21 protein-coding genes are annotated in these 22,443 nt (G+C 72.5%); 11 read left to right on the forward strand and 10 right to left on the reverse strand.

Annotated elements, in window-relative coordinates; genetic code table 11:
- Positions 1–118: 118 nt before the first annotated feature.
- The 5 genes from QI554_RS01685 to QI554_RS01705 all read left to right on the forward strand — a co-directional run bounded on the left by QI554_RS01685 (position 119) and on the right by QI554_RS01705 (position 4,116).
- The gene (locus QI554_RS01685) at positions 119–343 is read left to right on the forward strand and encodes a ferredoxin (RefSeq protein ID WP_281465175.1); all 225 of its coding nucleotides are present in this window, start codon (positions 119–121) and stop codon (positions 341–343) included.
- Positions 333–1,724, forward strand: a complete 1,392-nt coding sequence (locus QI554_RS01690) for an NAD(P)/FAD-dependent oxidoreductase (protein ID WP_281464962.1) — start codon at positions 333–335, stop codon at positions 1,722–1,724. The genes QI554_RS01685 and QI554_RS01690 overlap by 11 nt, the downstream gene beginning before the upstream one ends.
- A 34-nt stretch (positions 1,725–1,758) precedes the next feature.
- The gene (locus QI554_RS01695) at positions 1,759–2,994 is read left to right on the forward strand and encodes a cytochrome P450 (protein WP_343230744.1); all 1,236 of its coding nucleotides are present in this window, start codon (positions 1,759–1,761) and stop codon (positions 2,992–2,994) included.
- A gap of 34 nt (positions 2,995–3,028) precedes the next feature.
- Positions 3,029–3,526 carry a hypothetical protein gene (locus tag QI554_RS01700; RefSeq protein WP_281464964.1) on the forward strand — a complete coding sequence of 166 codons (498 nt, stop codon included), beginning with the start codon at positions 3,029–3,031 and terminating at the stop codon, positions 3,524–3,526.
- Between the two features lie 308 nt (positions 3,527–3,834).
- The gene (locus QI554_RS01705) at positions 3,835–4,116 is read left to right on the forward strand and encodes a hypothetical protein (RefSeq protein WP_281464966.1); all 282 of its coding nucleotides are present in this window, start codon (positions 3,835–3,837) and stop codon (positions 4,114–4,116) included.
- 146 nt (positions 4,117–4,262) lie between these two features.
- Here QI554_RS01705 and QI554_RS01710 read toward each other — a convergent pair whose 3' ends face one another.
- Both QI554_RS01710 and QI554_RS01715 read right to left on the reverse strand, forming a co-directional pair.
- Positions 4,263–4,601, reverse strand: coding sequence for a hypothetical protein (locus QI554_RS01710; RefSeq protein WP_281464968.1), 339 nt, complete (start codon positions 4,599–4,601; stop codon positions 4,263–4,265).
- Between the two features lie 52 nt (positions 4,602–4,653).
- Complete coding sequence (locus QI554_RS01715; RefSeq protein WP_281464970.1) at positions 4,654–5,553, reverse strand: LysR family transcriptional regulator; 900 nt, start codon at positions 5,551–5,553, stop codon at positions 4,654–4,656.
- Between the two features lie 109 nt (positions 5,554–5,662).
- Between QI554_RS01715 and QI554_RS01720 the strand changes: the two genes are divergently transcribed.
- The gene (locus tag QI554_RS01720) at positions 5,663–5,905 is read left to right on the forward strand and encodes a YciI family protein (protein WP_281464972.1); all 243 of its coding nucleotides are present in this window, start codon (positions 5,663–5,665) and stop codon (positions 5,903–5,905) included.
- Between the two features lie 9 nt (positions 5,906–5,914).
- On the opposite strand, the gene QI554_RS01725 is transcribed toward QI554_RS01720, so the two are convergent.
- The gene (locus QI554_RS01725) at positions 5,915–6,829 is read right to left on the reverse strand and encodes a LysR family transcriptional regulator (RefSeq protein ID WP_281464974.1); all 915 of its coding nucleotides are present in this window, start codon (positions 6,827–6,829) and stop codon (positions 5,915–5,917) included.
- Between the two features lie 70 nt (positions 6,830–6,899).
- On the opposite strand from QI554_RS01725, the gene QI554_RS01730 reads away from it, so the two are divergent.
- The gene (locus tag QI554_RS01730) at positions 6,900–7,820 is read left to right on the forward strand and encodes a DMT family transporter (protein ID WP_281464976.1); all 921 of its coding nucleotides are present in this window, start codon (positions 6,900–6,902) and stop codon (positions 7,818–7,820) included.
- On the opposite strand, the gene QI554_RS01735 is transcribed toward QI554_RS01730, so the two are convergent.
- The 3 genes from QI554_RS01735 to QI554_RS01745 all read right to left on the reverse strand — a co-directional run bounded on the left by QI554_RS01735 (position 7,804) and on the right by QI554_RS01745 (position 14,852).
- Positions 7,804–10,752 carry a VWD domain-containing protein gene (locus QI554_RS01735; RefSeq protein ID WP_281464978.1) on the reverse strand — a complete coding sequence of 983 codons (2,949 nt, stop codon included), beginning with the start codon at positions 10,750–10,752 and terminating at the stop codon, positions 7,804–7,806. The two genes, QI554_RS01730 and QI554_RS01735, sit on opposite strands and share 17 nt — an antisense overlap.
- Before the next feature lie 119 nt (positions 10,753–10,871).
- Positions 10,872–13,877 carry a VWD domain-containing protein gene (locus tag QI554_RS01740; RefSeq protein WP_281464980.1) on the reverse strand — a complete coding sequence of 1,002 codons (3,006 nt, stop codon included), beginning with the start codon at positions 13,875–13,877 and terminating at the stop codon, positions 10,872–10,874.
- 171 nt (positions 13,878–14,048) lie between these two features.
- Positions 14,049–14,852 carry an enoyl-CoA hydratase gene (locus QI554_RS01745; RefSeq protein ID WP_281464982.1) on the reverse strand — a complete coding sequence of 268 codons (804 nt, stop codon included), beginning with the start codon at positions 14,850–14,852 and terminating at the stop codon, positions 14,049–14,051.
- A gap of 132 nt (positions 14,853–14,984) precedes the next feature.
- Here QI554_RS01745 and QI554_RS01750 point away from each other — a divergent pair, with 132 nt between their 5' ends.
- Complete coding sequence (locus QI554_RS01750) at positions 14,985–15,689, forward strand: class I SAM-dependent methyltransferase (RefSeq protein ID WP_281464984.1); 705 nt, start codon at positions 14,985–14,987, stop codon at positions 15,687–15,689.
- A gap of 7 nt (positions 15,690–15,696) precedes the next feature.
- Here the strand turns inward: QI554_RS01750 and QI554_RS01755 are convergent, their stop codons facing one another.
- From QI554_RS01755 to QI554_RS01765, 3 genes are all read right to left on the reverse strand, one after another.
- On the reverse strand, positions 15,697–16,323 hold the full coding sequence (locus QI554_RS01755; RefSeq protein ID WP_281464986.1) for a hypothetical protein: 627 nt from the start codon (positions 16,321–16,323) through the stop codon (positions 15,697–15,699).
- Positions 16,324–16,424: 101 nt separating this feature from the next.
- Entirely contained in the window at positions 16,425–17,273 is an 849-nt protein-coding gene (locus QI554_RS01760) for an aminoglycoside 3'-phosphotransferase (RefSeq protein WP_281464988.1), read from the reverse strand.
- A 96-nt stretch (positions 17,274–17,369) separates the two neighbouring features.
- Complete coding sequence (locus QI554_RS01765) at positions 17,370–17,687, reverse strand: GNAT family N-acetyltransferase (RefSeq protein WP_281464990.1); 318 nt, start codon at positions 17,685–17,687, stop codon at positions 17,370–17,372.
- Positions 17,688–17,890: 203 nt separating this feature from the next.
- Here QI554_RS01765 and QI554_RS01770 point away from each other — a divergent pair, with 203 nt between their 5' ends.
- The 3 genes from QI554_RS01770 (at position 17,891) to QI554_RS01780 (ending at position 21,466) form a co-directional block, all read left to right on the forward strand.
- Complete coding sequence (locus tag QI554_RS01770; protein ID WP_281465177.1) at positions 17,891–18,499, forward strand: DJ-1/PfpI family protein; 609 nt, start codon at positions 17,891–17,893, stop codon at positions 18,497–18,499.
- 147 nt (positions 18,500–18,646) lie between these two features.
- Positions 18,647–19,993, forward strand: a complete 1,347-nt coding sequence (locus QI554_RS01775; RefSeq protein ID WP_281464992.1) for an MFS transporter — start codon at positions 18,647–18,649, stop codon at positions 19,991–19,993.
- A gap of 120 nt (positions 19,994–20,113) precedes the next feature.
- Entirely contained in the window at positions 20,114–21,466 is a 1,353-nt protein-coding gene (locus tag QI554_RS01780; protein ID WP_281464994.1) for an NAD(P)/FAD-dependent oxidoreductase, read from the forward strand.
- Positions 21,467–21,489: 23 nt separating this feature from the next.
- Here QI554_RS01780 and QI554_RS01785 read toward each other — a convergent pair whose 3' ends face one another.
- On the reverse strand, positions 21,490–22,305 hold the full coding sequence (locus tag QI554_RS01785; protein WP_281464996.1) for an alpha/beta fold hydrolase: 816 nt from the start codon (positions 22,303–22,305) through the stop codon (positions 21,490–21,492).
- Positions 22,306–22,443 lie beyond the last annotated feature (138 nt).

The following is a 22,443-nucleotide window of genomic DNA, read 5'->3' on the forward strand; positions in this document are numbered from 1 at the left end:
TCCACCCGGAAGGGGTGCGCCTCACTCGAACGGTCGCCTCCGCGTCGCCGCCTCCCCTCCGGCCACGGAGAGTGGTTGGAGCAAGGTGCACCGGCCGTCGGAGAGGACCGAAGCCGTGGTGAGAATCGCCGTCGACCTGAACCGCTGTCAGGGGTACGCGCAGTGCGCGTTCCTCGCCCCCGAGACCTTCGCCATGCACGGCGAGGAGGCGCTGCTCTACAACCCCGAGGTCGACGAGGCGCACCGAGAGAAGCTGCTCCAGGCCGCCGCGGCCTGCCCCGTCCAGGCCATCCTCGTCGACGCCGTGGACGTCCCGGCCAAGGCGGTGTCCGGTGGGCGGTGACGGAACCCTCGACCGGCTCAAGCGCAAGGGCCGCATCGTCGTCGTGGGCGCGTCGCTGGCCGGCCTGCGCGCCGCCGAGACCCTGCGGGACAAGGGCTTCGCGGGGTCGCTGACGCTGGTCGGCGACGAACCGTACGAACCGTACGACCGGCCCCCGCTGTCCAAGGGCGTGCTGCTGGGCAAGGCGAGCGCCGACCGCACCGCGCTGCCGAGGCTCCGGAACGTCGACGCGAAGTGGCGGCTCGGCGTTGCCGCCACCGGCCTCGACATGGGCGCCCGGCGGGTGCGGCTGGCCGACGGCGACGAGGTGCCGTACGACCGGCTGCTGATCGCCACCGGCGTCCGGGCGCGGCCGTGGCCGCACGAGGGCGAGGGGGCACTCGACGGCGTCATCGTCCTGCGCACCCGCGACGACAGCGCCGCGCTCTCCCGCATGCTCGCCGCGGGCCCCCGGCGGGTCCTCGTCATCGGCGCCGGGTTCACCGGCTCGGAGATCGCCTCCGCGTGCCGCGAACGCGGCCACCATGTCACCGTCGCCGAACGCGCCGCCGCGCCCCTGGTCGGCGCCCTCGGCGGCGTGGTCGGCGCGGTCGCCGCCGAACTCCAGCGCGAACACGGCGTGGACCTGCGGACCGGCGTGATGGTGACCGCTTTGGACGGCGACGCCGCGGGGCGCGTGCGCTCCGCGCAGCTGTCCGACGGCTCCTCCGTGCGGGCCGACGTGGTGATCGTCTCGCTCGGCGCCACCCGCAACACCGAGTGGCTCTACGGGTCCGGACTGGGCGCCGGGCCCCGGGGCATCGCCTGCGACGCCGGGTGCCGCGCGTTCGACATCCGCGGCATCGTCACCGACGACATCTACGCGGCGGGCGACGTCGCGCGCTGCCCGCACCCGCTGTTCGGCTACCAGTTCCTGACATTGGAGCACTGGGGCAACGCCGTGGCGCAGGCGGAGATCGCGGCGCACAACATGCTCAGCGAGAGCGTCGACCGCGTGCCCCACATGGAGGTGCCGTCCTTCTGGTCCTCGCAGTTCGGGATCAACATCAAGTCGGTCGGCGTGCCCTCGATGGGGACGGAGATCCTCATCACGCAGGGCTCGCTCGAAAGCCGCCGGTTCGTCGGCGTCTACGGCTACCAGGGACGCGTCATCGGCGCCGTCGGCTTCGACAGCGCCCGGTGGCTGCCGTTCTACCAGGAGCAGATCGAGGCGGCCGCCCCGTTCCCGCCGGAGTTCTCCACCGTCGACCGGCGCACGGACGGACAGCGGCCGGTCGACGCGGACTTCCCCGACCCCTCGGTGCCCACCCACGGCCCCACCGTGACCCTCAGCGGGTACGCGCCGGACGACCGCCGGATGACGTTCGTTCCAGCGCACTGACCCGCCCTGACCCGCACGGCCACGAGGACCCGCCATGACGCTATCGCTGCTGCACCAGATCCTGGACTACTCCAACCGGTCGAATCCGTACCCGCTCTACGAGGAGCTGCGGAAGACGCCCGTCTACCGCGAGGACGGCGGACCGTACGTGGTCAGCACGTACTACGAGATCCGCAGCCTGTTCCACGACCCCCGGATCAGCTCGGACACCCGCAACCGGACCGGGAGCGCCGCCGACCCGCTGGGCGGGGACTCCCACGAGGAGGCCGCCCTGCCGCCGAGCTTCCTGAAGCTCGACCCGCCGGAACACGACCGGCTGCGGCGCATGACGAACCGGCCCTTCGGCCCGCCGCACTCCCCGCACCGCGTCGACGGGATGCGCCCGGAGCTGCGCGAGATCATCACCGGCCTCATCGACGGCATCAGCGACCCCAGCCGGTTCGACCTGGTGGAGGAGGTCTCGTACCCGTTCCCGGTGACGGTGATCTGCCGGCTGCTCGGCGTGCCGCGGGAGGACGAGGCGCGCTTCCACGTGTGGGCGGACACCCTCGCCGCCAGCCTCGACCCCGACCCGGACGCCGACTCCGCCGACCGCGGCAAGGTCGCGAACGAGGCGCGTATGCAGCTCGGCATGTACCTGGCCGGCCTGATCGAGGAGCGCCGCAAGAACCCCGGGGACGACATGCTCTCGCAGCTGGCGACCGCCAAGGGCGAGGACGGTCCCATGACCACGATGGAGCTGCTGAGCACGGCGGCGCTGCTCCTGATCGCGGGCCACGAGACGACGGTCAACCTCATCACCAACGGGATGCTGACCCTCCTGCGCCACCCCGACGTGCTCAAGCGGCTGCGTCGCGAGCCGGGGCTGGCGGTGCCCCTCGTCGAGGAACTGCTGCGCTACGAGCCGCCGGTGCAGCTGGTGCCGCAGCGCACGACCCTCGCCGAGATCGAGATCCGCGGCGTCACGATCCCCAAGGGCTCGCCCGTGTGGCTGGTCCTGGCCGCGGGCAACCGCGACCCCCAGCGCTTCAAGGACCCGGACCGCTTCGACCCGGACCGCCCGGACGTCCAGCACCTCGGTCTCGGCAGCGGCATCCACAGCTGCTTCGGCGCACCGCTCGCCCGACTCGAGACCCAGTTCGCCCTGTCCGAACTGGCCCGCCGGCTGGAGAAGCCGCGCCTGATCGAGGACCCGCCCCCGTACCGACAGAACGCCGTGCTGCGCGGGCCGCGCCAACTACACATCGCCTGCGACGGAATCCGCCCGTAGCACCGCCGGCCCGGCGTCACCGAGGAGACCAAGGATGCAGCCCCTCCGACGGGCGGCCACCGCCGCCGCCACCGCGCTTTTCTGCCTGGGCAGCGTGCTCTTCGCGAGCACCACGGCCACGGCCCGCGCCGACACGTGGGGGACCTGGGTCAGCTCCTCCAACGGCAAGTGCCTGACGCTCTTCCCGGACAACGACGTCATCGGGCTCGCCACGTGCGAGGCGGGCCGCCAGACCCAGCTCTGGACCAACGAGTTCGTGGACGAAGGGCAGTTCGTCTACCAGCTGCGCAACGCCGCGGGCGGCTGCCTGTGGGCCGAGAACATCCAGGGCGTCCGCTACGCGTACCGGACCACCTGCAACGCGAACGACAAGGAAAAGCGCTTCGTCGTCGCCAACGGCTACATCTCACCCGACTTCGCGCGCGGCATGAAGCTGATGGTCACCAAGGCCTACGGAATCGAGATCGTCGCCTTCACCGTCCCCGCCGACTACAACGACCCACGCGTGCGATGGACCTACCACCCGGCCTAGCCCGCACACGAACGTCGTGTCGTCGGCGACGGGACGGCCTGACGCATCAGCCCGGGGTCGCCGATACCCGCTACCTGAGCGCGACTTCTGGCCCCCGCACGCATGATCGACTGCGTGCATGGCGAGACAGGTATGGCCGACGGCCGTCGCATGTGCAGTAGTGGCCGGCCTGGCGGTCACCGCGTGTGGCGAGGACGGGCGTCGGCTCCCCGGCGTCTACGGCCCGGCACACACACCGCGAGCCGGTCGAACGGCGGTTCCCCCAACTGGGAGCGTTCGAGAGGGCGACATGGGTTTACGGCTCCATGGTGAACGCCCCCAGAGACCGGATCCCAGGCGCCTCATACGACCGCTTCGCCGGACTCGCCTGGCTGTCCCCGGCCGACACGGAACGCCTCCGAACCGGATTCACCTGGACACGCTGCACCACAGTGATCACCGCCGACATCCCCAAGGCGGTGCAGAAGGCCGCCCCGCAGAACGCCGAGTGGTGCTCGTCGGACGCCTTCGAAGCCCTGGCACCCGAACCACCGGAACTGCGGTTCGACGCCCGCGACGGCGTCGTCTACTTCGCCGACCACGAAGGTTGACGGACGGTCGTCAGAAAGTCTCGCCTCCGTCGCCCGCGTGCCGCGCCGCCTGGTCCACGCGGGGCCGGCCAGGACGCTACTGGGCAGCTCCGACGCAAGCCGTTGCCGGAGGGCCAGCGAAGGGCCTAGGCGCGGTGCCGGTAGCGCTAGGCGTACTCGGAGAACACGTTGATCAGGGTTTCCACGCGCGTGCGCAGCGTGGGGTCGTGGGCGCCGTGGAGGCGTAGGGACAGGACGTCGGATCCGACGGCTACGGCGAGGTGGAGTTCCACGGCGTGGAGTGAGCCGACGATCGGGTAGGTGTACCAGCCGTTCGGGGACTCGTCGTCGGTGTGTTCGATGCCGAACTCGATCGCGTCGAGGTCGAGGGGGCCGAGGTCGTAGGCGGCGTAGGTGCACAGCCAGCGCAGGAACGGCCGGAGGTTGGGGCGCATGATCCAGCCGGTTAGCGGGGTGGTCGCGTCGTCTGGCTGCACGGGGGTCACGATCGCAGTGTGGTGCCTGGGTGGGCGATCGGTTTTGCGGAACGGGTGGTGGTCAGGGGGCGGTGGGCAGGGTTTGGGCCCAGGGGGTGTGGTGGGCGGTGGCCAGGGCCAGGCGTTCGTGGGGTGGGTTTGGGGTGATCGGGCGCCAGGTGAGGGTTGGGTCGTCGGCTATGGATGGGGCGGGGCGTAGGGCGATGAGGTTTGGGGTGGTGCGGAGGGTGAGGCGGAACTGGGCGTGGCTGCCTGGGGGTTCGGTGATCAGGTCTGGGGTCCAGCCGTTTGTGGCGAGGGTGTCCAGGACCGTTGCGGCGAATTCGGGGGCGTTGGCTGTGGGGAACCAGAGGAGGCGTTGGTCGGTCAGGTCGGTCCAGGTGAGGGTGGGGTGCGCGGCTAGGGGGTGGGTGGTGGGGAGGACGGCGCCTAGGGACTCGTCGGAGAGGAGGTGCAGGGCTAGGCCGGTTGCGTCGCAGGGGAGGCGGAGGATGCCGTAGGCGAGGTCGCCGGTGCGGAGCATGTGGATCTGGTTGCGGGTTGTGAGTGGGGTGATGCGCGGCCGGGCCTGACCGTCAGCGGTGATGAGGGCGGTTGCCGCGGCGAGCACGGGTTCCGGGACGCCTGGGCTGACGCCTAGCGTGGGCTCGGACGGCACGCCGCGGGCGGCCGCGAGGGCCGTTTCCAGTTCGGCGAAGGCGCGTCGGGCGCCGTGGAGGAGGCGTTCGCCGGCCTCGGTCGGTTCCATGCCGTGTGGCCGTCGGTGGAACAGGGGTACGCCGACCCGGCGTTCCAGGGCCCGGATCTGCTGGCTGAGGCTGGGTTGGGCGATGCGCAGGCATTCGGCGGCGGCCGTCACGGTGCCGGCGTCGGCGACCGCGGCGAGGTAGCGCAGGTGGCGGAGGTCGACGCCGTTCAGCGGGTCCTGTCGGTCCTGTCGGTCCTGCCGGTCCTCGTTCACGCTGCCTCTCTATGGAACCCGGTATAGGTGCCAGCCTATGGCCCGGTCAGGTGGTCGGTCTTGGCGCCCGGCGACCCGGGCGCGGTTGGCTGGACGCATGTTCCTGATCATGTTTACGTACACGGCCCCGCTGTCCACCATCGACGAGCTGGTCGACGCGCACTACAACAACCCCGGCGGTGTCTTCGCGAAGGGCATGGTCCGCATGGCGGGCCGGCTTGAGCCGCGGACCGGCGGGATGATCATCGCCGAGGGGGAGCGCGCGGAGGTCGAGGCCGCCGTCGCGTCCGACCCGTTTGTGGTGAACGGCGCGGCGACCGTGGAGATCGTCGAGTTCCACCGGACCCGGTAGCCGCAGCGGTCAGGCGTCGCGCGGGTCCGGCGTGATCGTCCCCACCGCGTCCTTCAGCGTCGTCAGCAGCGTGTCGACGAGCGGCTGCGCCCAGCGCCGGCGGGCGGTGAGGGCGCCGATGTGCCGGACCGGGCGCGGGTGCTCGAGCGGGATGAAGGCGAGGCTGTCGGCCTTGTGGGTGGCCAGCGCGATGCGCGGGATCAGCGCGATGCCGACGCCGGCCTCGACCAGCGACTGGCTGAAGAGGTAGTCGGTGCTGGTGCACACCACGTCCGGCTGGAATCCGGCCATGCCGGACGCGCGCGCGAGCGGCGCGCCGGCCGCGCCGCAGCCTTCGATCCAGCGTTCGTCGGTCAGCTCGGCGATCGGCAGGGAACGGCGCCGCGCGAGCCGGTGCGAGCGCGGCATGACGAGCCACATCTGCTCGTCCATGAGCGGCGTCCACACCAGGCCGGGCACCTCGGGCGTGCGGCCGAAGTGGTACGCGAGCGCCAGGTCGGCGCGGCCCTCGCGGACGAGGGCGGCGGCGTCGGCCGGCTCGGCCTCGCTGACGGTCAGCTCGACGTCGCGGTAGTGCGCGTTGAGGGCGATCAGCGCGGGCGGCAGCAGCGACTGCCCGGCGCTGGTGAACGTGGCCACCGCGAGGCGCCCGGTGTGCCCGTCGGCGAGCCGGTCGATCCGCTCCTGTGCGGCGGCCAGCTCGGCGGCGACGGTCTCGGCGGCCTCGACGAGCACGCGCCCGGACTCGGTGAGCGTGACGCCGCGCGTGCTGCGCTCGACGACCGGCCGGCCCAGCGACTTCTCGAGGGCGGCGACCTGCTGCGACACCGCCGACGGGGTCAGCAGGAGGGAGGCCGCGGCCTTGGCGAAGCTGCCCTGCTCGGAGACCTCGCGCAGGATGCGGAGCCGATGCACGTCGATCATCAGTCCTCCTTAATGGTCGTTAAGCAGTTCATCACTTCTGCTGTCGACACTATCCGAGGACGATGAATGCATGACACGGAAAGCCTGGCTCCTCTTCGCCTCGATGTCGATCGTGTGGGGCGTCTCGTACCTCTTCATCAAGATCGCCGTCGACGAGATGTCCGCGCCGGTGGTCGTCGTGTCCCGCACCGCGATCGCCGCGATCGTCCTGGTGCCCCTCGCGCTGCGCCGCCGGGCCTTCGACGCGCTGCGCGGCCGGTTCAAGATCGTCGCGCTGCTGGCGATGACCCACGTGACCGGGCCGTTCCTGCTCATCACCTACGGCGAGGTGCACATCTCGTCGTCGCTGACCGCGCTGCTGATCGCCTCGCAGCCGATCATGATCGCGCTCATCGCCCTCAAGATCGACGCCAGCGAGCGCGTCACCGGCCCCCGCGCCGTCGGCCTGGCCGTCGGCCTCGGCGGCGTCGCGACGCTCGTCGGCTTCGACCTGACCGGCGACCGGCTGGGCCTGCTCGGCGCCGGCATGGTGCTGCTCGCGTCGCTCGGCTACGCGTGCTCGACGCTCATCGTCAAGCGGAAGCTGTCGGACGTCCCGCCGCTCGGCATCGTCGCCTCCACGATGAGCATCACCACCGTCGTGCTGCTCCCGCTCGCGATCGCCACCGCGCCCACCTCGATGCCCAGCGGCAAGGCGCTCGGCTCGCTGGCCGCGCTCGGCCTGGTGTGCACCGCGCTCGCGTTCCTGGCCTTCTACCAGCTCATCGCCGAGGCGGGCGCCGGGCGGGCCGCGCTCATCACGTACATCAACCCGGTCGTCGCCGTGCTGCTCGGCGTGCTGGTGCTCGACGAGAAGCTCACCTGGTCGATCGTCGCCGGCACCGCGCTGATCCTGGCCGGCTCGTGGTTCGCGACCCGGCCGACGGCGCCCGCCCCCCAGGCGCCGGCGACCGCGTCGCCCGTCGAGGGCGAGCTCACCCCGACGCGCTGACCACGACGTCGTACGGCGGCGTGCCGCCCCCGGCGCCGGTCCTCAGCCGAACCGTGTAGTCCGCGGAGTCGGCGGGGATCGGCGCCGAGCGCGTCTGGCACACCGACGCGTACCCGAGCAGCTCGGACCCGTCGCCCCGGACCACGTCCAGCTGCACCGAGCAGTCCGCCTTCGGCCCCTGCTTGACCGTCAGCTGCGTGTACCCGGTGACGGTGAACGGCAGCTCCTTGACGCCGCTCGGGCCGTCGACCTTGCCCGTGCAGCTGACGTTGTCGACGTCGTTCTTCACACACGAGGCGTCCAGCCCACCCGGCGCGGGCGTCGTCGGCATCGTCTTCTCCTGCTGCGCGACCGCCGCCGCGAACTCGCTCTTCCCGGTGAGCGCGACGTCGAGGATGCAGGCCTCCAGCAGCCCGGCGTCGGTGATCCCGGCCGCCCTGCACGTCGCCTCGGCCTGCGCGCGCCCCGGCAGCGTCTTCGGGTCGGGCGCAGCGCGCGGGAAGTTCCGGTCGGTGAACGTCGCGGTCGACTGGCCGGGCGCATAGTCGAACAGCGACTTCTCCTGCTTGATCCGCCAGTGGTCGGCGTACGCCCCGTGCAGGTCGGCCGGTTTCGCGGGCGGGGCGAGCACGCTGCCGCCGCCGGTGTCCAGGTCGTTGGCCGGCTTCCCGTCGAAGTCGCCGAGCAGGCCGTTGAGCCGGCCCTTGCGCGAGTCGGGGACGTACAGGTCCGTCTTGAAGCCCCACGACCCGATCGGCGTGACATAGAGGTGCGAGCCGTCCGGCCACACGACGGTGTAGTTCGCGCCCATCCCGTCGCCGGTGCGGTTGAGGTAGCCGCCTTTGGGCAGCTTGGTGTCGCCTGCCGCCGGGGTGATCGTCCTGCCGTTGAGGTGCACATCGATACGCGGCTGGGCGCCGGTCGTCAGATACACCCCCACCTTGTCGCCGTTGACGTTCGCGGCCACCGCCGAGTTGACGCTGATCGAGGTCAGGTTGCCCCAGGGGCTCTGCCGCGACTGCACGAGCAGGCTGTCGTCCAACGACGCGGCGAGCGTGAACTCACCGACGGACTGCAGGTCGTAGCGCAGCTTGTCGAACGTCTGCAGGTGCGGGTCGCCGTTGCTGGTCCCGCCGCCGCACGTCGGCGCGAGGAACGGCTTCGCCCGTCCCAGCGAACCGGACGGCTGCCGCGCAAGCATCGACTTCCCGCCGCCCGCGGGCGGCGTGCACGACGGCGTCGAGGCCCCGCCGGATCCGCCGCCGGATCCGCCCCCGCCTCCGCCGCCGGGCTTGGGCTTGTTCTTCGGGTCGCCGCAGAAGTCCTTGATGCTCTGGCCGTACATCAGCACCTGCGTGGCCTGCGTACCGCCGGTCGCGCCGAGGTAGCCGCGCCCCGGGTCGACCTTGGTGAAGTCCGTTCCGTAGCCGGGGCTGTCCTCCGGGCACTCGCACTTGGACCCGAGCGTGCAGTACACGTCCGTGAGGTGCTCGGGCAACGTGAAGTCATAGCCCGGCGCCGGGCCGAACCGGCCGAACAACGTGCCGCCCTTGCCCTGTTCGAGGCGCACGATGTCCGCATTGAGGTCGAGTCGCGCGAACATCGGTTCGAACGCCCCGGGATCGACCGCGTTGACCTGGTGGGCGTTGGTGAGCGGGATGACGACCTTGCCGTCGCGCAGGCCGTCGTCGGTGATACCGATGCCGTCGGTGTTCCACGCGGGCCCGTGCTCGCCGCCGCGGTAGAAACCGGCGCCCCACGCAGTGAGCACGTCGTCCCGTCTGCCGTCGAGCAGCGCGTTGAACGCGTCCGTGTTGTGCGGTCTCTTGCCGGCGCTGCCGGCGTTCAGGGCCGGGCGGATCACCGACCACACGTCCACGCCGCGGTACTCGAGCTCGTTGAAGAAGCCCATCGCGGCCTCGTCCATCGTGCGGAGATCGAGCTTGTCGAGGGTGAGGTACTTCTTCCAGTCCCACGGCTGGTCGTAGTGGCCGGTGACCTTGGCGGCGATCCAGTCGCACATGCCTTGTGTCAGCCATTCGGGGGTATGGCCGAAGAAGTCCTCGTCGTCGAGGATCATCCCCTGGGCGCAGTGCCCGAGTTCGTGGGCGAGGAACTCCTCGCGCTGCCGGGCCGTGAACGAGTCTTCGCCGGTCGTCCTGCCTGTCTTCGGGTCCTTCTTTTTCGCGAACGTCACCGGGTACACGTTGACCTCGCACTGCTGCCCGGACGTGGTGCTGTTCCAGCCCGTGGCGTCGGCGAGGGCGTCGGGGCGCTGGTTGAACGGGCGGCACGCCGCGATGTGCACCCTGGTGTCGAGCTTCAGGTTGGGGGCGAGCTTGTCCCACAGCTCGTGGAGTTGCGTTTCGATGGCCTTGTCGGCACGGCTCCCGGGGCCGCACGAGGCGATCACAGGGTCGAGGGCGGGCGGCATCGCGGGCTTGGCCGCACCCTTCGTCCCGCCGGGCGACGCCTTGGTCGGGCGCGGCGTCGTGGTCGGCTTGGGCGTCGGCCCCCGTGTCCCGCCGGCCTTGCGTAGGGCGACGGCGCGCGGTTCGTCCTGCCCGGTCAACGCGGCGACGGCCGCCCGCTGGTCCGCGGACAACTGGTCCCAGTAGAGGCTGATCCAATGCAGGGCCGATGTGCCCGACTGCACTCCGGAGGTCGTCGCCTGCGGAGCCTGGACGCCGGGCAGCGGCCCGTACGCGACCGCGAAGCCGGCCAGCGCCATCTCCTGGCTGACCTCGCCCTCGGGGCCGGACATGGCCAGGACCTTCTGCCAGGCGGTCGGCTCGGCCTTGGCGCCGCCCCCCTTCTCGTCCTTGTCGGTGAGGTGCTTGAGGAAGCCGCAACCCCCCACCGTCAGCATGAGCGCGGCGGCGAGCACCGCCACCGCCGCCCTCATCCGCGTCGACAACCCCGCTGCGTGCATGCCGTCCCCCCGGACGCTTCGGGCCGGTGGTCTCCCCGCGACGGCCCCTCTGATTTCACGGTAGGTACGCGCTGTCCCGGCCACCCGGGACCGCTGTCCCGACTTCCGTCACAGCCTCGTCACACGCCGCTTCCAACGGTGAAGCCGTACGTTCCCGCGACCGCGGCGTCGGTCTTGTCGACCACCACGAAGTACTCGCCGTCCGCCGGCAGAACGACCGGTCCCAGGTCCCGGCACACCGACACCGGCTTCCGCAGCAGCGTGGCCTCGGAGTACCGGACGACGATGTCCCGGTACAGCGACCAGCGCAGCCGGCAGTCGGCGTCGCCGGTGTGGCGCAGGTCGACGGTGGTGCCCTTCGTGCCGGTGAACGCGAACTCGTGGTCCCAGTCGCCGGCCGGCAGGTAGCCCGCGCAGGCCATCGCGCCCGTGCCGCCGGTGCGTACCGTGTCGCCGACCGCGACCGGGAACCGCTTGGTGTTGGCGGCGCCCGGCGTCGTGACCACGCACGCCGGGTCCACCGGCAGGCCGGCGCCCGCGCCCGGCCCGGCCGCCGCCTGGAACTTCTGCTCCGCGCCCGCGCTGCGCGCGAACTCGTCGTGCCCGGTGAGCGCGACGTCCGCGACGCACGCCTCACGCAGCCGCGGGTCGGTGACCCCGGCCTCCGCGCAGCGCGCCTCGGCGGCGGGCCGGTTCGGCAGCGCGGCGGCAGGGCGCTCCGCGGGGAACGCCCGGTCGGTGTACGACGCGGTGGAACGCCCCGGCGCGTAGTCGAACAGCGACTCCTCGGCCCTGATCCGCCAGTGGTCGGCGAACGCGCCGTGCAGGTCGGCCCACGCCGGCGGCTGCGCGAGCGCCGAACCTCCCGCGGTGACAAGGTCGTTCGCGGGTCGGCCGTCGAAGTCGCCGAGCAGCCCGGACAGCCCGCCGGCGCGCGCCGCGGCGACGGCGAGGTCCGCCTTGAGGCCATAGCCGCCGATCGGCGTGACGAACAGCGTGCTTCCGTCCGGCCATGCGACGGCGTAGGCCGGCGCCGCGGCGGCGCCCGAGCGGGTCAGGCGGCCGCCCTTGGGCAGCGCCGTCACCCCGGCCTGCGGCACGGTCGCGCCGCCGTTGAGGCGGACGTCCACACCACCCGCGCCCGTCAGATAGAACCCGACCCGGTCCCCGGCGACGTCGGCCGCCACCGCCGTGTTGACGGCGACCGCGCGCGAACCGGCCACCGGCTCCTGGCGGGTCTGCACGCGCATCCCGTCGCCCGGCGCCTGGACGAGCGTGAACTCGCCCGCCGCCTGGAAGTCGTAGCGGTCGCCGTCGAACGTCGCCAGGTGCGGGTCGCCGAAGCTGGACCCGGCACCGCACCCGGCGCACCCGGACGGCGGGCCTTCGGGGCCGTTCGGCCCCGGCGCGCTTGGGGACGCCGGAGAGCCGTGAGGCGCAGGCTCCCTCGGATCGGCCGGTTTGCCGCAGAAGTCCGCGAGGCTGCGCCCGCCGACCACCACCGCCGCGCTGTCGGTTCCGCCCGTGAGCGCGACCAGCGCGGGCCCGGAGTCGATCCGGGTGAACGCCGTCCCGGCGCCCGGGCTGTTGTCGGGGCAGCGGCACGCCGCGCCCCGGGTGCAGAACGTCTTCCCGAACGCCTGCGCGAACGTGTAGTCGTCGAGGGCACCCGGCCCGAACCGGCCGTGCGCCGAGCCGGAACCGCCGTCCCACAGCCGCACCACCTCGGCCTTGAGGTCGACCGAGCCGAGCTGGCCACCGAACGGGCCGCTGAGCTGGGTGTACGCGGGGCCGTGGTCGGTCACCTGGCCCGACACCTTCGGAACCCAGCTCGACGCGGTGACGCCGACGCCGCGCGCGTCCCATTCGCGGCTGCGCCCGGGCTGCCGGACGAGTGCGGAGATCCACGCGTCGAGCAGTGCCGCGCGGCCGGGGCCGCCCGCGGTGGTCGTCGCCGCGGTGAACACCGCGTCGCCGCCGGACGGCACCGCCTCCTTGATTCTTCGGATCGCGGGGAAGAGGTCGACGCCATGCGTCGACAGGTGGAACCAGAAGCCGAGGGCCGACGAGCCGCGCCGGTTCAGCGGTGTCCAGTCCGGTGTGTCGGCGACCGGCGTCAGATATGTGGGCCACGACGGGTCGTAGCCGGGGATCGATCCTACGAGCGTCGCGGCGCACCACGCCGCGAGGCCTTCCTCCACCCACGCCGGCATCAGCATGAACCGGGGCTGGGGCAGGATCGCGATGCTGAAGCAGTGCGTCAGCTCTTCGACCAGTGTGAACTCCTGGTCGGCGCGGCTGTCCGAGCGGAACGGCGGCAGCACGGCGATACGGCAAACGGTCTCCGTGCCGTCGTGCCCTGCGTCGGCGAACGCCCGCACGCCGGGGGCCACCTCGCCGTGCGGGTCGAACGCGGCGGGGTCGGCCAGGCACACGCGGATGTGCAGGTGGTCCGTCGCGGCGGACATCCGCACGGCCAGCTGATTGGTCTCGTAGGACGCCCGCGTGTCGATGTCCGGGTCGCGGGACGTGCCCGCAGGGCAGGTGAACAGGCGCCCGGCGGGGGAGCCCGGCGTGGGGGTGTAGCCGGTAGGCGCGAGCGGCGGCGCGTCCGGGACGGAACGCCGCAGGGGCACGGCTTTCTGCGACGGCGCCGCGTTCGACGTCGCCGTTGCCGTCGCCGAGGGCTTGGCCGTCGGCGTGGAGGGCTTCGCCGTCGGCCCGGCTCCGTCGCCCTCGCCGTCGCCCACGTCCGGTGTCCCCGCCTGCAACCAGCGGTCCGCCGCCGTCCGCTGATCGGGCGTCAGCTCGGTCCAGTAGCCCTCGAGCCACCGGACGGCCGCGCTGCCCGAGGTGATCCCGTCGCGACCGCCCTGCGGCGCGGGGACGCCGGGCAGCGTGCCGAACGTCGCCGCGAACGCCGCGAGCGCCATGTCCTTGGTGACCTCGCCGTGCGGGCCCGCCATGGCCAGCACCCGGTCCCACGCGGTCGGTTCGGCGGTGTCGGGCCGACGGTCGTCGCGGGCCTTCGCGAGCAGTCCGCAGCCGGCGAGCGCCAGGACCAGGACGAGCGCGACCGCGGTGTGCGCCCACCTGCCACGGACGTGCGTACGCGATGCGGACATGGCGCCCCCCGGCGTTCCGCGCGGCCGGACTCCCCGGCTCGGCCGCCCTTCTCCGCACGGTAGGCGCGCGGGTCCGGCTCCGGTGCCCCTCGGGCCGTAATTTCACCACAGTTTTACTGCGGTGAATGTGGTGAACCCTTCGAGGCGGCCGGACCCGCGCCGACAGACGTGTCAGTCCTTGTACTCCGGCACCCGCTTCTCCTTGCGGGCGATGATCGCCTCTTCGAAGTTCTGCGTCGTCAGGCGGACGTACAGCTGTGCGTGTCCTTCCGCGTCCATGTGCGCCTGCATGCTCCCGGCCTCCAGGCCCGCCCACAGCATGCGCTTGGTCACCTCGACGCCGACCCGGCTGAACCCGATGATCCGGTCCGCCAGGTCGAGGCACTCGTCGAGCAGCTTCTCGCCCGGCACGACCCGCGAGACCAGGCCGATGCGCTCGGCCTCGACGGCGTCGACGTCCCGCCCGGACAGCATGATCTCGAACGCGCGCGACGAGCCGATGGCGCGCGGCAGCAGGTAGCTGATGCCGAGCTCGCTCGCCGTCAGCCCGTTGTTGATGCCGGCCGCGCGGAAGTACGCGGCCTCCGAGGCGATCCGGATGTCCGTCGCGACCGACAGGCAGAACCCGCCGCCGATCGCCGGGCCGTTGATCGCGCCGATCACCGGCTGGTGCAGCTTGCGCAGCCCGAGGATGACGTCGTCGAGGATCTCCATCGAACGCCGGGCGATGCTGGTGCGGGTCAGCCCCTTCACGCCCGGGATCCGGCCCGAGCTCTCCAGGTCGGCGCCCGAGCAGAAGCCGCGCCCCGCGCCGGTGAGCACGACCACCCGCGTATCGTTGTCCGCGCTGACCTCCTCGAGGGCCTCGCGGAAGGGCACCATCACGTCGAACGCCATCGCGTTCATCCGCTCCGGGCGGTTGAGCGTGATCAGGGTCACGTGTGGGCGCGGCTTGTCGATGAGCACAAACGACATGGGGCGACATCCTCGAGCGGTCGGCGAGCTGAGCGCGGGTCAGGTGTTCTTGATCGTGTCAATGATGACGGTCCAGCGCACCGGTACGGGGGCACGATGTCAAGAGGCGGGCAGGCGGAAAGGCAGCACGGCATGCGGGGCGGGAACGCGGTACCTCCTGCCGACCCGCAGTCGTTCGACACCTTCGCGGGCGACTACGACCGCTACTCCGACCTCCACGACCCGCTCGGCGACTGGCTCGCCGCGCGCCTCGCCGAACTCGCCCTCCACGGCGGCCGCGCCCTCGACGCCGGCTGCGGATCGGGCCGCCACGCGCAGGCCCTCGCCGACACGTACGACGAGGTCGTCGCCGCCGACCTCAGCCCCGCCCTCATCGAGACCGCCCGGCTGCGCCGCCCGCACGCCAAGGTCCGCTACGAGGCCCTCGACCTGCACCACGTCACCGACGAGGCCGGCTTCGACCTCGTGGTGTGCATGGCGACGCTGCACCACGTGCCCGACTTGGACAAGGCGCTTCAGCACCTGCGCTCGCTGGTCCGCCCCGGCGGCACCGCCATCCTCGTCGACAACGTGTCGCCCCGGCCCACACCCGCCCGTTGGGCGTACATCACCGGCGCCGTGTACGAGCTCCCCGCCGACCTCGTCCGCCTCGGCCCCCGCGACGCCTGGTGGCTCTTCCGCTTCCGCACCGGGCGCCGCTGGCTCGACCACCTGCTCAGCGACCGCTACCTGACCCGCGGCCAGTACGAGCGCCGCTACGCCGCGGCCTTCCCCGGCGCCGCGTTCGACGACCTGGGCTTCGCCCACGCGATGGTGTGGCACCACGACGCGGCCTGACGCGTCGTCAGCCCGCCGCCGGGTGCAGGTGGGTGCGCAGGAACTCCGCCAGGTCCTTCGCGGTCACCGTGCCTTTGGCGGACAGCGCGACCAGCGCCGTGTGCGTGGCGTCCGGCGGCGTGGCCAGGGTGACGACCGCGACCGGCTCGGTCCAGGTGTGGCAGGAGTTGGTGCACTCGTAGTACTGCTGCTCGAAGACGGTCGCCTCGCCGAGCGGGGTCGCGACGGTCGTGCGGTTCGCGGCGTCGGCCGGGACGTCCGCGGCGGTGCGGTAGACGCCGTGGTTGCCGTTCCCGGGCTTCTGCGTCGACGGGGCGCACGACGTCGGCCAGGCCATGAACGTCACGCTGCGCTTCGCGTCGAGGTCGACCCGGATCGGGGGCGGCGGGCAGGTCTTGGCCACGTACGTCCCCGCGGCGGCGTCCGACACCGCGCCGCCCGCCGGGAGGTCGACGGCGAAGCGGACCGGGTCGGCGTTGATCTGCTCGCTGTGCGGCGGCGCCGACCGGCCCGTCGAGGCGGTCGGCGTGGGGGAGGAGCCGGACGCCGCATCGTCCGACGACGCGCAGCCCGCCGCCGCGAACACGGCCAGCCCCGCCGCCACGACCGCCCGTGTGATGCTGCCTCGTTCCATTGCCCGCCCCCATGACGCGCCGTGGGCGGCCCTCCGTGCGGGCCGCGCCTACCGGAGGTGAGACGCGCACGGGCCGATCCGGTTCCCGGCGGTCGGCCGCGTCAGCCCAGGTCCCACAGCAGGCGGTAGTACGCGATGCGCTCGGCGTCGGGCGCGATGCCGTACGCGTCGTACAGCACGTGGTCGTAGCCCGTCCCGTAGTTCCAGTCCAGGCTCCACGCCGCCACGGCGAGGTCGGCCCAGCGGTCGGCGACGCCGAGCGAGCCGAGGTCGACGTGGGCGGCGAACGAACCGTCGGCGTGCAGCATGGTGTTGGGCACGCACGTGTCGCCGTGGCAGACGACGAGCCGGTCGATCGGCGGCGGGGTGTCGATGAGCGCGCGGGCTCCGGCCACGGTGAGGTGGCGGTGCTCGGGCGACCAGTCGGCGGGGCCTTCGCCGTCCTCGATGCGTTCGTCCGCGCGTGCGAGGCGCTGTGCGACGCTCCACTCGAACGGGCAGTCCTCCACCGGCAGCGCGTCGTGCAGCAGCCGCAGCCCGCGCCCGATCCCGGCCACCGCCGTGGTGATCGTCGCCGCGTCCGCGCACCAACGCGGGTCGACGGCCGTGACGCCCGGCACCGCGCGCGTGACCAGCCACGCGCCGTCCGCGTCGGACCCGTGCTCGACGACCTCGGGGACCGGGATCCACCGCGACGCCCACGCCAGCCGCGCCGCCTCGCCCGGCAGGTCGATCTCGGGCGTTCCGGCGGCGACCCACTTGACGTACCTGACGTCGCCGGGCGCGGCGTCGAGACGGAAGGTCAGCCCGCCGAGCTCGTTGACCCACACCGGCGTCAGCGGAAACCCGCCCGCGAGCGCGCCCACGACGCCCGGCACCGGGACCGGACCCGTCGGGATCTCCGGGACGACGCGGGGCTCGGACGGTACGGGCGTGTCGGCGTGAGTCATAGGCACCCCACCCTAGGCACCGACCACGAAACGTTCCTCCCAATAACCGCCCGGACGGGCCCGCGCCGACGGTGCGGCACGGGCCCGACCCACCCACTACAGCTCGAACTTCGCCCGGCTCGCCTCCGGCACCAGGTCCGTGTACTCCGGGTGCTTGCGGATCCAGCCGCGGATGAACGGGCAGTACGGCAGCACCCCGAGCCCCCGCTCGCGCGCCGAGTCCAGCGCCCCGCGCGCCAGCACACCGCCCAGGCCCTGGCCGCCGAACTTCGGGTCGATCTCGGTGTGGATGAACGCGATCTCGTCGCCGTGCAGGAAATACTCGGCGAAGCCCGCCGGTTCGGCGTCGCCCTCGACCGTGATCTCGTAGCGGGACTTGTCGGGGTTGTCGGCAACGGTCGTGCTGCTGCTCATCGCTGGCTCCTCGGCTCGGTGGACGATCTTCGGCTTCGTCGCGAGTCAACCACGCGAAGGCCCCGTGTCATCCGCCGTTGTGGCGTGAAAGCGCAGGCCACCGTGTCCCGATTGGCCGGTGACAGCCTGTTGACGGGCCCGACAGACTGACGGGAACGGCCGCGTGGTCGGCCGGCTCAGGGGCTCAGAGAGGGCGGATGCAGATGCGTGTCGCGGTGGTGACCTTCGACGGTTTCAACGAGCTGGACAGCTTCATCGCGTCCGGACTGATCAACCGCGCCCACGCGCACGGTGTCACCGCGACCATCGTCACGCCGACGCCGGTCGTCACATCGATGAACGGCGTCGAGGTACGCGGCCAGGAACCGCTCGACTACGCCGCCGAGGCCGACGTCGTCCTCATCGGCAGCGGCATCAAGACCCGCGACGTCGTCGCCGACGACCGCCTGATGGACCTCCTCCCGCTCGACCCGGAACGCCAGCTGATCGGCTCCCAGTGCTCGGGCGCCCTCGTTTTGGCCCGCCTCGGGTTCCTCGACACGATGCCCGCGTGCACCGACACGACGTCGAGGCCGTTCGTCGAAGCATGCGGCGTCACAGTCCTCGACGCCCCCTTCCACGCCGAAGGCAACATCGCCACCGCCGGCGGCTGCCTCGCCTCCCAGTACCTCGCCGGCTGGACCCTGGTCCGCACCGTCGGCGAGGCCGCCGCCCGCGACGCCATCGACTACGCGGCCCCCGTGGGCGAGAAGCGCGCAACGGTCGAACGCGTGATGGCAGCGATCCGCGCCGGAGAACCCGCGCTGCGCTGACCCCGACGGGCGTCCCGGAGCAGGTGCGGCCGGGCAGCGGAAGCGTCTGTGCGACCCCATGCGTGGCGTGTTGTACGAGTGTCCGCGATGATCTCCCGATAGCTCCCGACCTGCTCGAATGGTGATGGTGTCGACGATGGTGCCTGAATGACCGCGCACGAGCGAATAGCCGACATGCCCGGCGACCCGGTCGCGGCGGCCGGCCCCAAGCCGGCCGCGGTCGGTGCGGGCCCGGGTGGCGACGTCGACCTGCCGCGCCTCCGTCGGCGGACGGTGCGGGTGCTTGTGCTCGCGCAGGTCGTGGGCGGGATCGGGGTCGGGTCGTCGCTGGCGGTCAGTGGGCTGCTGGCCGAAGACCTGTCCGGGTCGCAGACGTGGTCGGGGTTCGCGGTTACGGCGATCACGCTCGGGGCGGGGTTGTTCGCGTTGCCGCTTGCGCGGGTGGCGGACGCGCGTGGTCGGCGGGTCGCGCTCACGCTCGGTTGGAGCACCGCGGCGTGCGGGTCGCTCGTGGTCATCCTCGCGGCCGTGCTCGGCTGGTTTCCCCTCATGCTCGCCGCGTTCGTGGTCTTCGGCGCCGGTTCGGCCGCCAACCTGCAGTCGCGGTACGCGGCCGCCGACCTCGCCGACGACGCAACCCGGGCTCGCTCGCTCGCGATCGTCGTGTGGTCGACGACCGTCGGTGCGGTGGTCGGCCCCAACCTCAACAGTCCGGGCGCGGCGGTCGGCCGCGCGCTCGGGCTGCCGGAGCTGGCCGGGCCGTACGTGTTCTCCGCGCTGTCCTTCGTCGGCGGCGCGCTGACCATGTGGATCCTGCTGCGCCCCGACCCGCTGCTGACCGCGCGCGAGTTGGCCGCGTCCAGCGCCGGCACGGGACCGGCCGCGCCGCCGCCCCGCGCCTCGATGCGGTCCTCCCTCGCCGTGATCCGCTCCTCGCGTCCGGCGATGCTCGCGGTGGCGTCGGTGGTGCTCGGGCACGCGGTGATGGTGTCGGTGATGGCGATGACGCCCGTCCACATGAAGGACCACGGCGCGGCGCTGACCCTCGTCGGCCTGACCATCAGCCTGCACATCGCCGGCATGTACGCGCTGTCCCCGCTGGTCGGCTGGGCCGCCGACACGATCGGCCGGATCCCGGTGATCATCGCGGGCCAGCTGGTGCTGCTCGGCGCGGTGCTGGTCGCGGGCCTGTCCGGGCACAGCGTGCCGGTCACCATGGTCGGCCTGGTGCTGCTCGGCGTGGGCTGGTCGTGCTCGATGGTGGCGGGCTCGTCGCTGTTGGCCGAGTCGGTGCCGCAGGCCGCGCGGCCGAGTGTGCAGGGGACGTCCGACCTGCTGATGAACCTCGCCGGCGCGGCGGGCGGAGCGCTGTCCGGTTCGGTGCTGGCCGCGGCGGGCTACGGCGGCCTCAATGCCGCGGCAGGCCTGGTCGTGCTGCCCGTGCTGGCCGTGGTGTCGGGTTACGCCCTGGGCCGGGCGCGGCGTACCGCCTGACCGCCCCTGACCTGCGCGGACGCGGCCCCGAGAGGTGCCACGCGGCAAATCGCCATATGTTGGAGCAAACCGGGTGTCGCTGACCGGCGGCCCCGGGTTGCCTACCGACAAGGGGCACCGATGGAGCAGTCCCGGGTGGTCGTGGTCGGCGCCGGATTCGCCGGATTCGAATGCGTGCGGCGCCTTGAGAAGTCGCTGTCGCCACATGACGCTGACATCACCCTCGTCAGCCCCGGCGGCTACATGCTCTACCTGCCCCTGCTGCCGCACGTCGCGGCGGGCGTCATCTCGTCCCGCTCGATCGCGGTGCCGCTCTACCGCATGCTCAAGCGCACGCACATCGTGCCGGGCGGGGCGATCGGGGTGGACCTGGACGCGAAGGTCTGCGTGGTCCGCAAGATCACCGGCGAGGTCGTGAACCTGCCGTACGACCAGATCGTCATCTGCCCCGGCAGCGTCACACGCACGTTCGACATCCCCGGGCTCGACAAGTACGGCCGCGGCATGAAGAACCTCGCCGAAGCCGTCGCGCTGCGCGACCATGTCATCGCGCAGCTCGAGCTCGCGAACTCCAGCACCGACGAGTCCGAGCGCCGCGCCCGCTGCCAGTTCGTCGTGGTCGGCGGCGGCTACGCGGGCGTCGAGACCGCCGCGTGCCTGGAGATGGTCACCAGCTCCGCGCTCGACCACTTCCCGCGGCTCGACCCGTCGCAGCTGCGGTGGACCGTGGTCGACCTCGCGCCGCGCCTCATGCCCGAGCTCGGCGAGAACCTCGGGCGCGCCGCGCTCGAGATACTCGCGAAGCGCGGCGTGGACGTCCGCCTGGAGACCAGCGTCAACGAGGTCACCGAGGACACCGTCACCCTGACCACCGGGCAGGTCCTGCCGTGCCGCACCCTCGTGTGGACGGCCGGTGTGGCGCCGAGCCCGCTGATCGCCACCCTCGGCGCCGAGACCGTGCGCGGCCGCCTGGCCGTCGGCGCGGACCTCGCCGTGCCGGGCCGCCCCGACGTGTTCGGGATGGGCGACGCCGCCGCGGTGCCCGACCTCGACAAGGGCGACGGCGCGGTGTGCCCGCCGACCGCGCAGTACGCGATGCGGCAGGCCCGCATTGCCGCGCACAACGTCGTCGCGGCGATCAAGGGCAAGCCGTACTCCCGGTTCCGGCACAAGGACCTCGGCCTGGTCGTCGACCTCGGCGGCACCGAGGCGGTCGCCCGCCCGCTCGGCCGCGAACTGCGCGGCCTCCCGGCGCAGGCCATCACCCGCGGATACCACCTCATGGCGCTGCCGTCGCTGCGCGCCCGGGCCCGCGTCGGCGCGGGCTGGGCGATGCACGCGGTCGCCGGCGACGACTTCATTCGACTGGGGTTCCTCGCGGGACGCACCGGCGCGCTGTCGGACTACGAGCACCGGACGGCGTACCTGAGCCGCGACGAGGTTGCGGCGCAGGCCCGGCGGGACGGCGACTGAACCACCGCCCGTCGGGCGGGTCGTCAGCCGCGGTCCGTGAGGAAACCCAGCACCGACGCGACGTAGTCGTCCGGGTTCGTCTCGTGCGGGACGTGCCCCGCGCCCTCCAACGTGCGGACCCGTGCGCCGGGCACGGCGCGGGCCAGCCGTTCGATGATGACGGCGAACCACGACGGGCTCACCGTGCCGTGTGTCAGCAGCGCGGGGGCGGACAGGCCGCCGAGACCGTCCAGGTCGACGACCGACCAGCCCGGATCGGCCTGTTCGTCGAGGAAGGTCGGCGCGTTGCCGATGCACATCTGCTTCTGGTCCTCGGGCAGCCGGTCCCACATGCCTGGCCCCAACGCGACCTCGTCGACGAACTTGTGCGCGCCCCCCTCGGCGTCGCCGGCGCGCAGCGCCTCAAGCACCCCGGCGATCCGCCTGCCCGTCTCCTGCATGGCCGGGGCCAGCGCGGGATCGTCGGCGACGACGCCCATAAGCGGGGGCTCGTGGACGATGAGGCTGCGGAACAGCTCCGGGTGGCGGGACGCGAGGCCGAGCGCCGTCGACCCGCCGAACGAACTGCCGGCGACGTGGGCGGGGCCCGCGTCGAGCATCCCCATGAGGGAGGCGAGGTCGTCCTCGTCCTCGCGGCGACTGCCCTGGCCGGACGGGCGTTCGCTGCGGGTGTGCCCGCGGCGGTCGTACGTCAGCACCTGGTACCGCTCGGCGAGGGCGGGGACGACGAGGCCCCACGTGTGGCCGTCCGTCCACGAGCCGTGCACGAGCACCAACGGCTCGCCTGAACCGACGATGTCGTAGTGCAGGGTGACACCGTTGACCTTGGCGCGGGGCATGCGGTCCTCCTCACGAGGCGCGAGGGACCTCCGCCCTCCCCGCGTTGGTTGCCCGTCACCGCGAGAGACAACCGTCGCGCGGCCCGCGCCACCCGTCCGGCGCACACCGAGGACGATGCGCGCGGGGCACGGGTGCGG

Source organism: Yinghuangia seranimata (assembly GCF_029953285.1).
Taxonomy (GTDB): Bacteria; Actinomycetota; Actinomycetes; order Streptomycetales; family Streptomycetaceae; genus Yinghuangia; species Yinghuangia seranimata.

Coding starts and splice junctions, on each gene's coding strand:
- QI554_RS01735 (WP_281464978.1), bottom strand. CDS start 10,752: ATGCACGCAGCGGGGTTGTCGACGCGGATGAGGGCGGCGGTGGCGGTG.
- QI554_RS01740 (WP_281464980.1), bottom strand. CDS start 13,877: ATGTCCGCATCGCGTACGCACGTCCGTGGCAGGTGGGCGCACACCGCG.
- QI554_RS01725 (WP_281464974.1), bottom strand. CDS start 6,829: ATGATCGACGTGCATCGGCTCCGCATCCTGCGCGAGGTCTCCGAGCAG.
- QI554_RS01770 (WP_281465177.1), top strand. CDS start 17,891: ATGCGTGTCGCGGTGGTGACCTTCGACGGTTTCAACGAGCTGGACAGC.
- QI554_RS01695 (WP_343230744.1), top strand. CDS start 1,759: ATGACGCTATCGCTGCTGCACCAGATCCTGGACTACTCCAACCGGTCG.
- QI554_RS01775 (WP_281464992.1), top strand. CDS start 18,647: ATGACCGCGCACGAGCGAATAGCCGACATGCCCGGCGACCCGGTCGCG.
- QI554_RS01780 (WP_281464994.1), top strand. CDS start 20,114: ATGGAGCAGTCCCGGGTGGTCGTGGTCGGCGCCGGATTCGCCGGATTC.
- QI554_RS01700 (WP_281464964.1), top strand. CDS start 3,029: ATGCAGCCCCTCCGACGGGCGGCCACCGCCGCCGCCACCGCGCTTTTC.
- QI554_RS01785 (WP_281464996.1), bottom strand. CDS start 22,305: ATGCCCCGCGCCAAGGTCAACGGTGTCACCCTGCACTACGACATCGTC.
- QI554_RS01720 (WP_281464972.1), top strand. CDS start 5,663: ATGTTTACGTACACGGCCCCGCTGTCCACCATCGACGAGCTGGTCGAC.
- QI554_RS01760 (WP_281464988.1), bottom strand. CDS start 17,273: ATGACTCACGCCGACACGCCCGTACCGTCCGAGCCCCGCGTCGTCCCG.
- QI554_RS01765 (WP_281464990.1), bottom strand. CDS start 17,687: ATGAGCAGCAGCACGACCGTTGCCGACAACCCCGACAAGTCCCGCTAC.
- QI554_RS01750 (WP_281464984.1), top strand. CDS start 14,985: ATGCGGGGCGGGAACGCGGTACCTCCTGCCGACCCGCAGTCGTTCGAC.
- QI554_RS01755 (WP_281464986.1), bottom strand. CDS start 16,323: ATGGAACGAGGCAGCATCACACGGGCGGTCGTGGCGGCGGGGCTGGCC.
- QI554_RS01730 (WP_281464976.1), top strand. CDS start 6,900: ATGACACGGAAAGCCTGGCTCCTCTTCGCCTCGATGTCGATCGTGTGG.
- QI554_RS01745 (WP_281464982.1), bottom strand. CDS start 14,852: ATGTCGTTTGTGCTCATCGACAAGCCGCGCCCACACGTGACCCTGATC.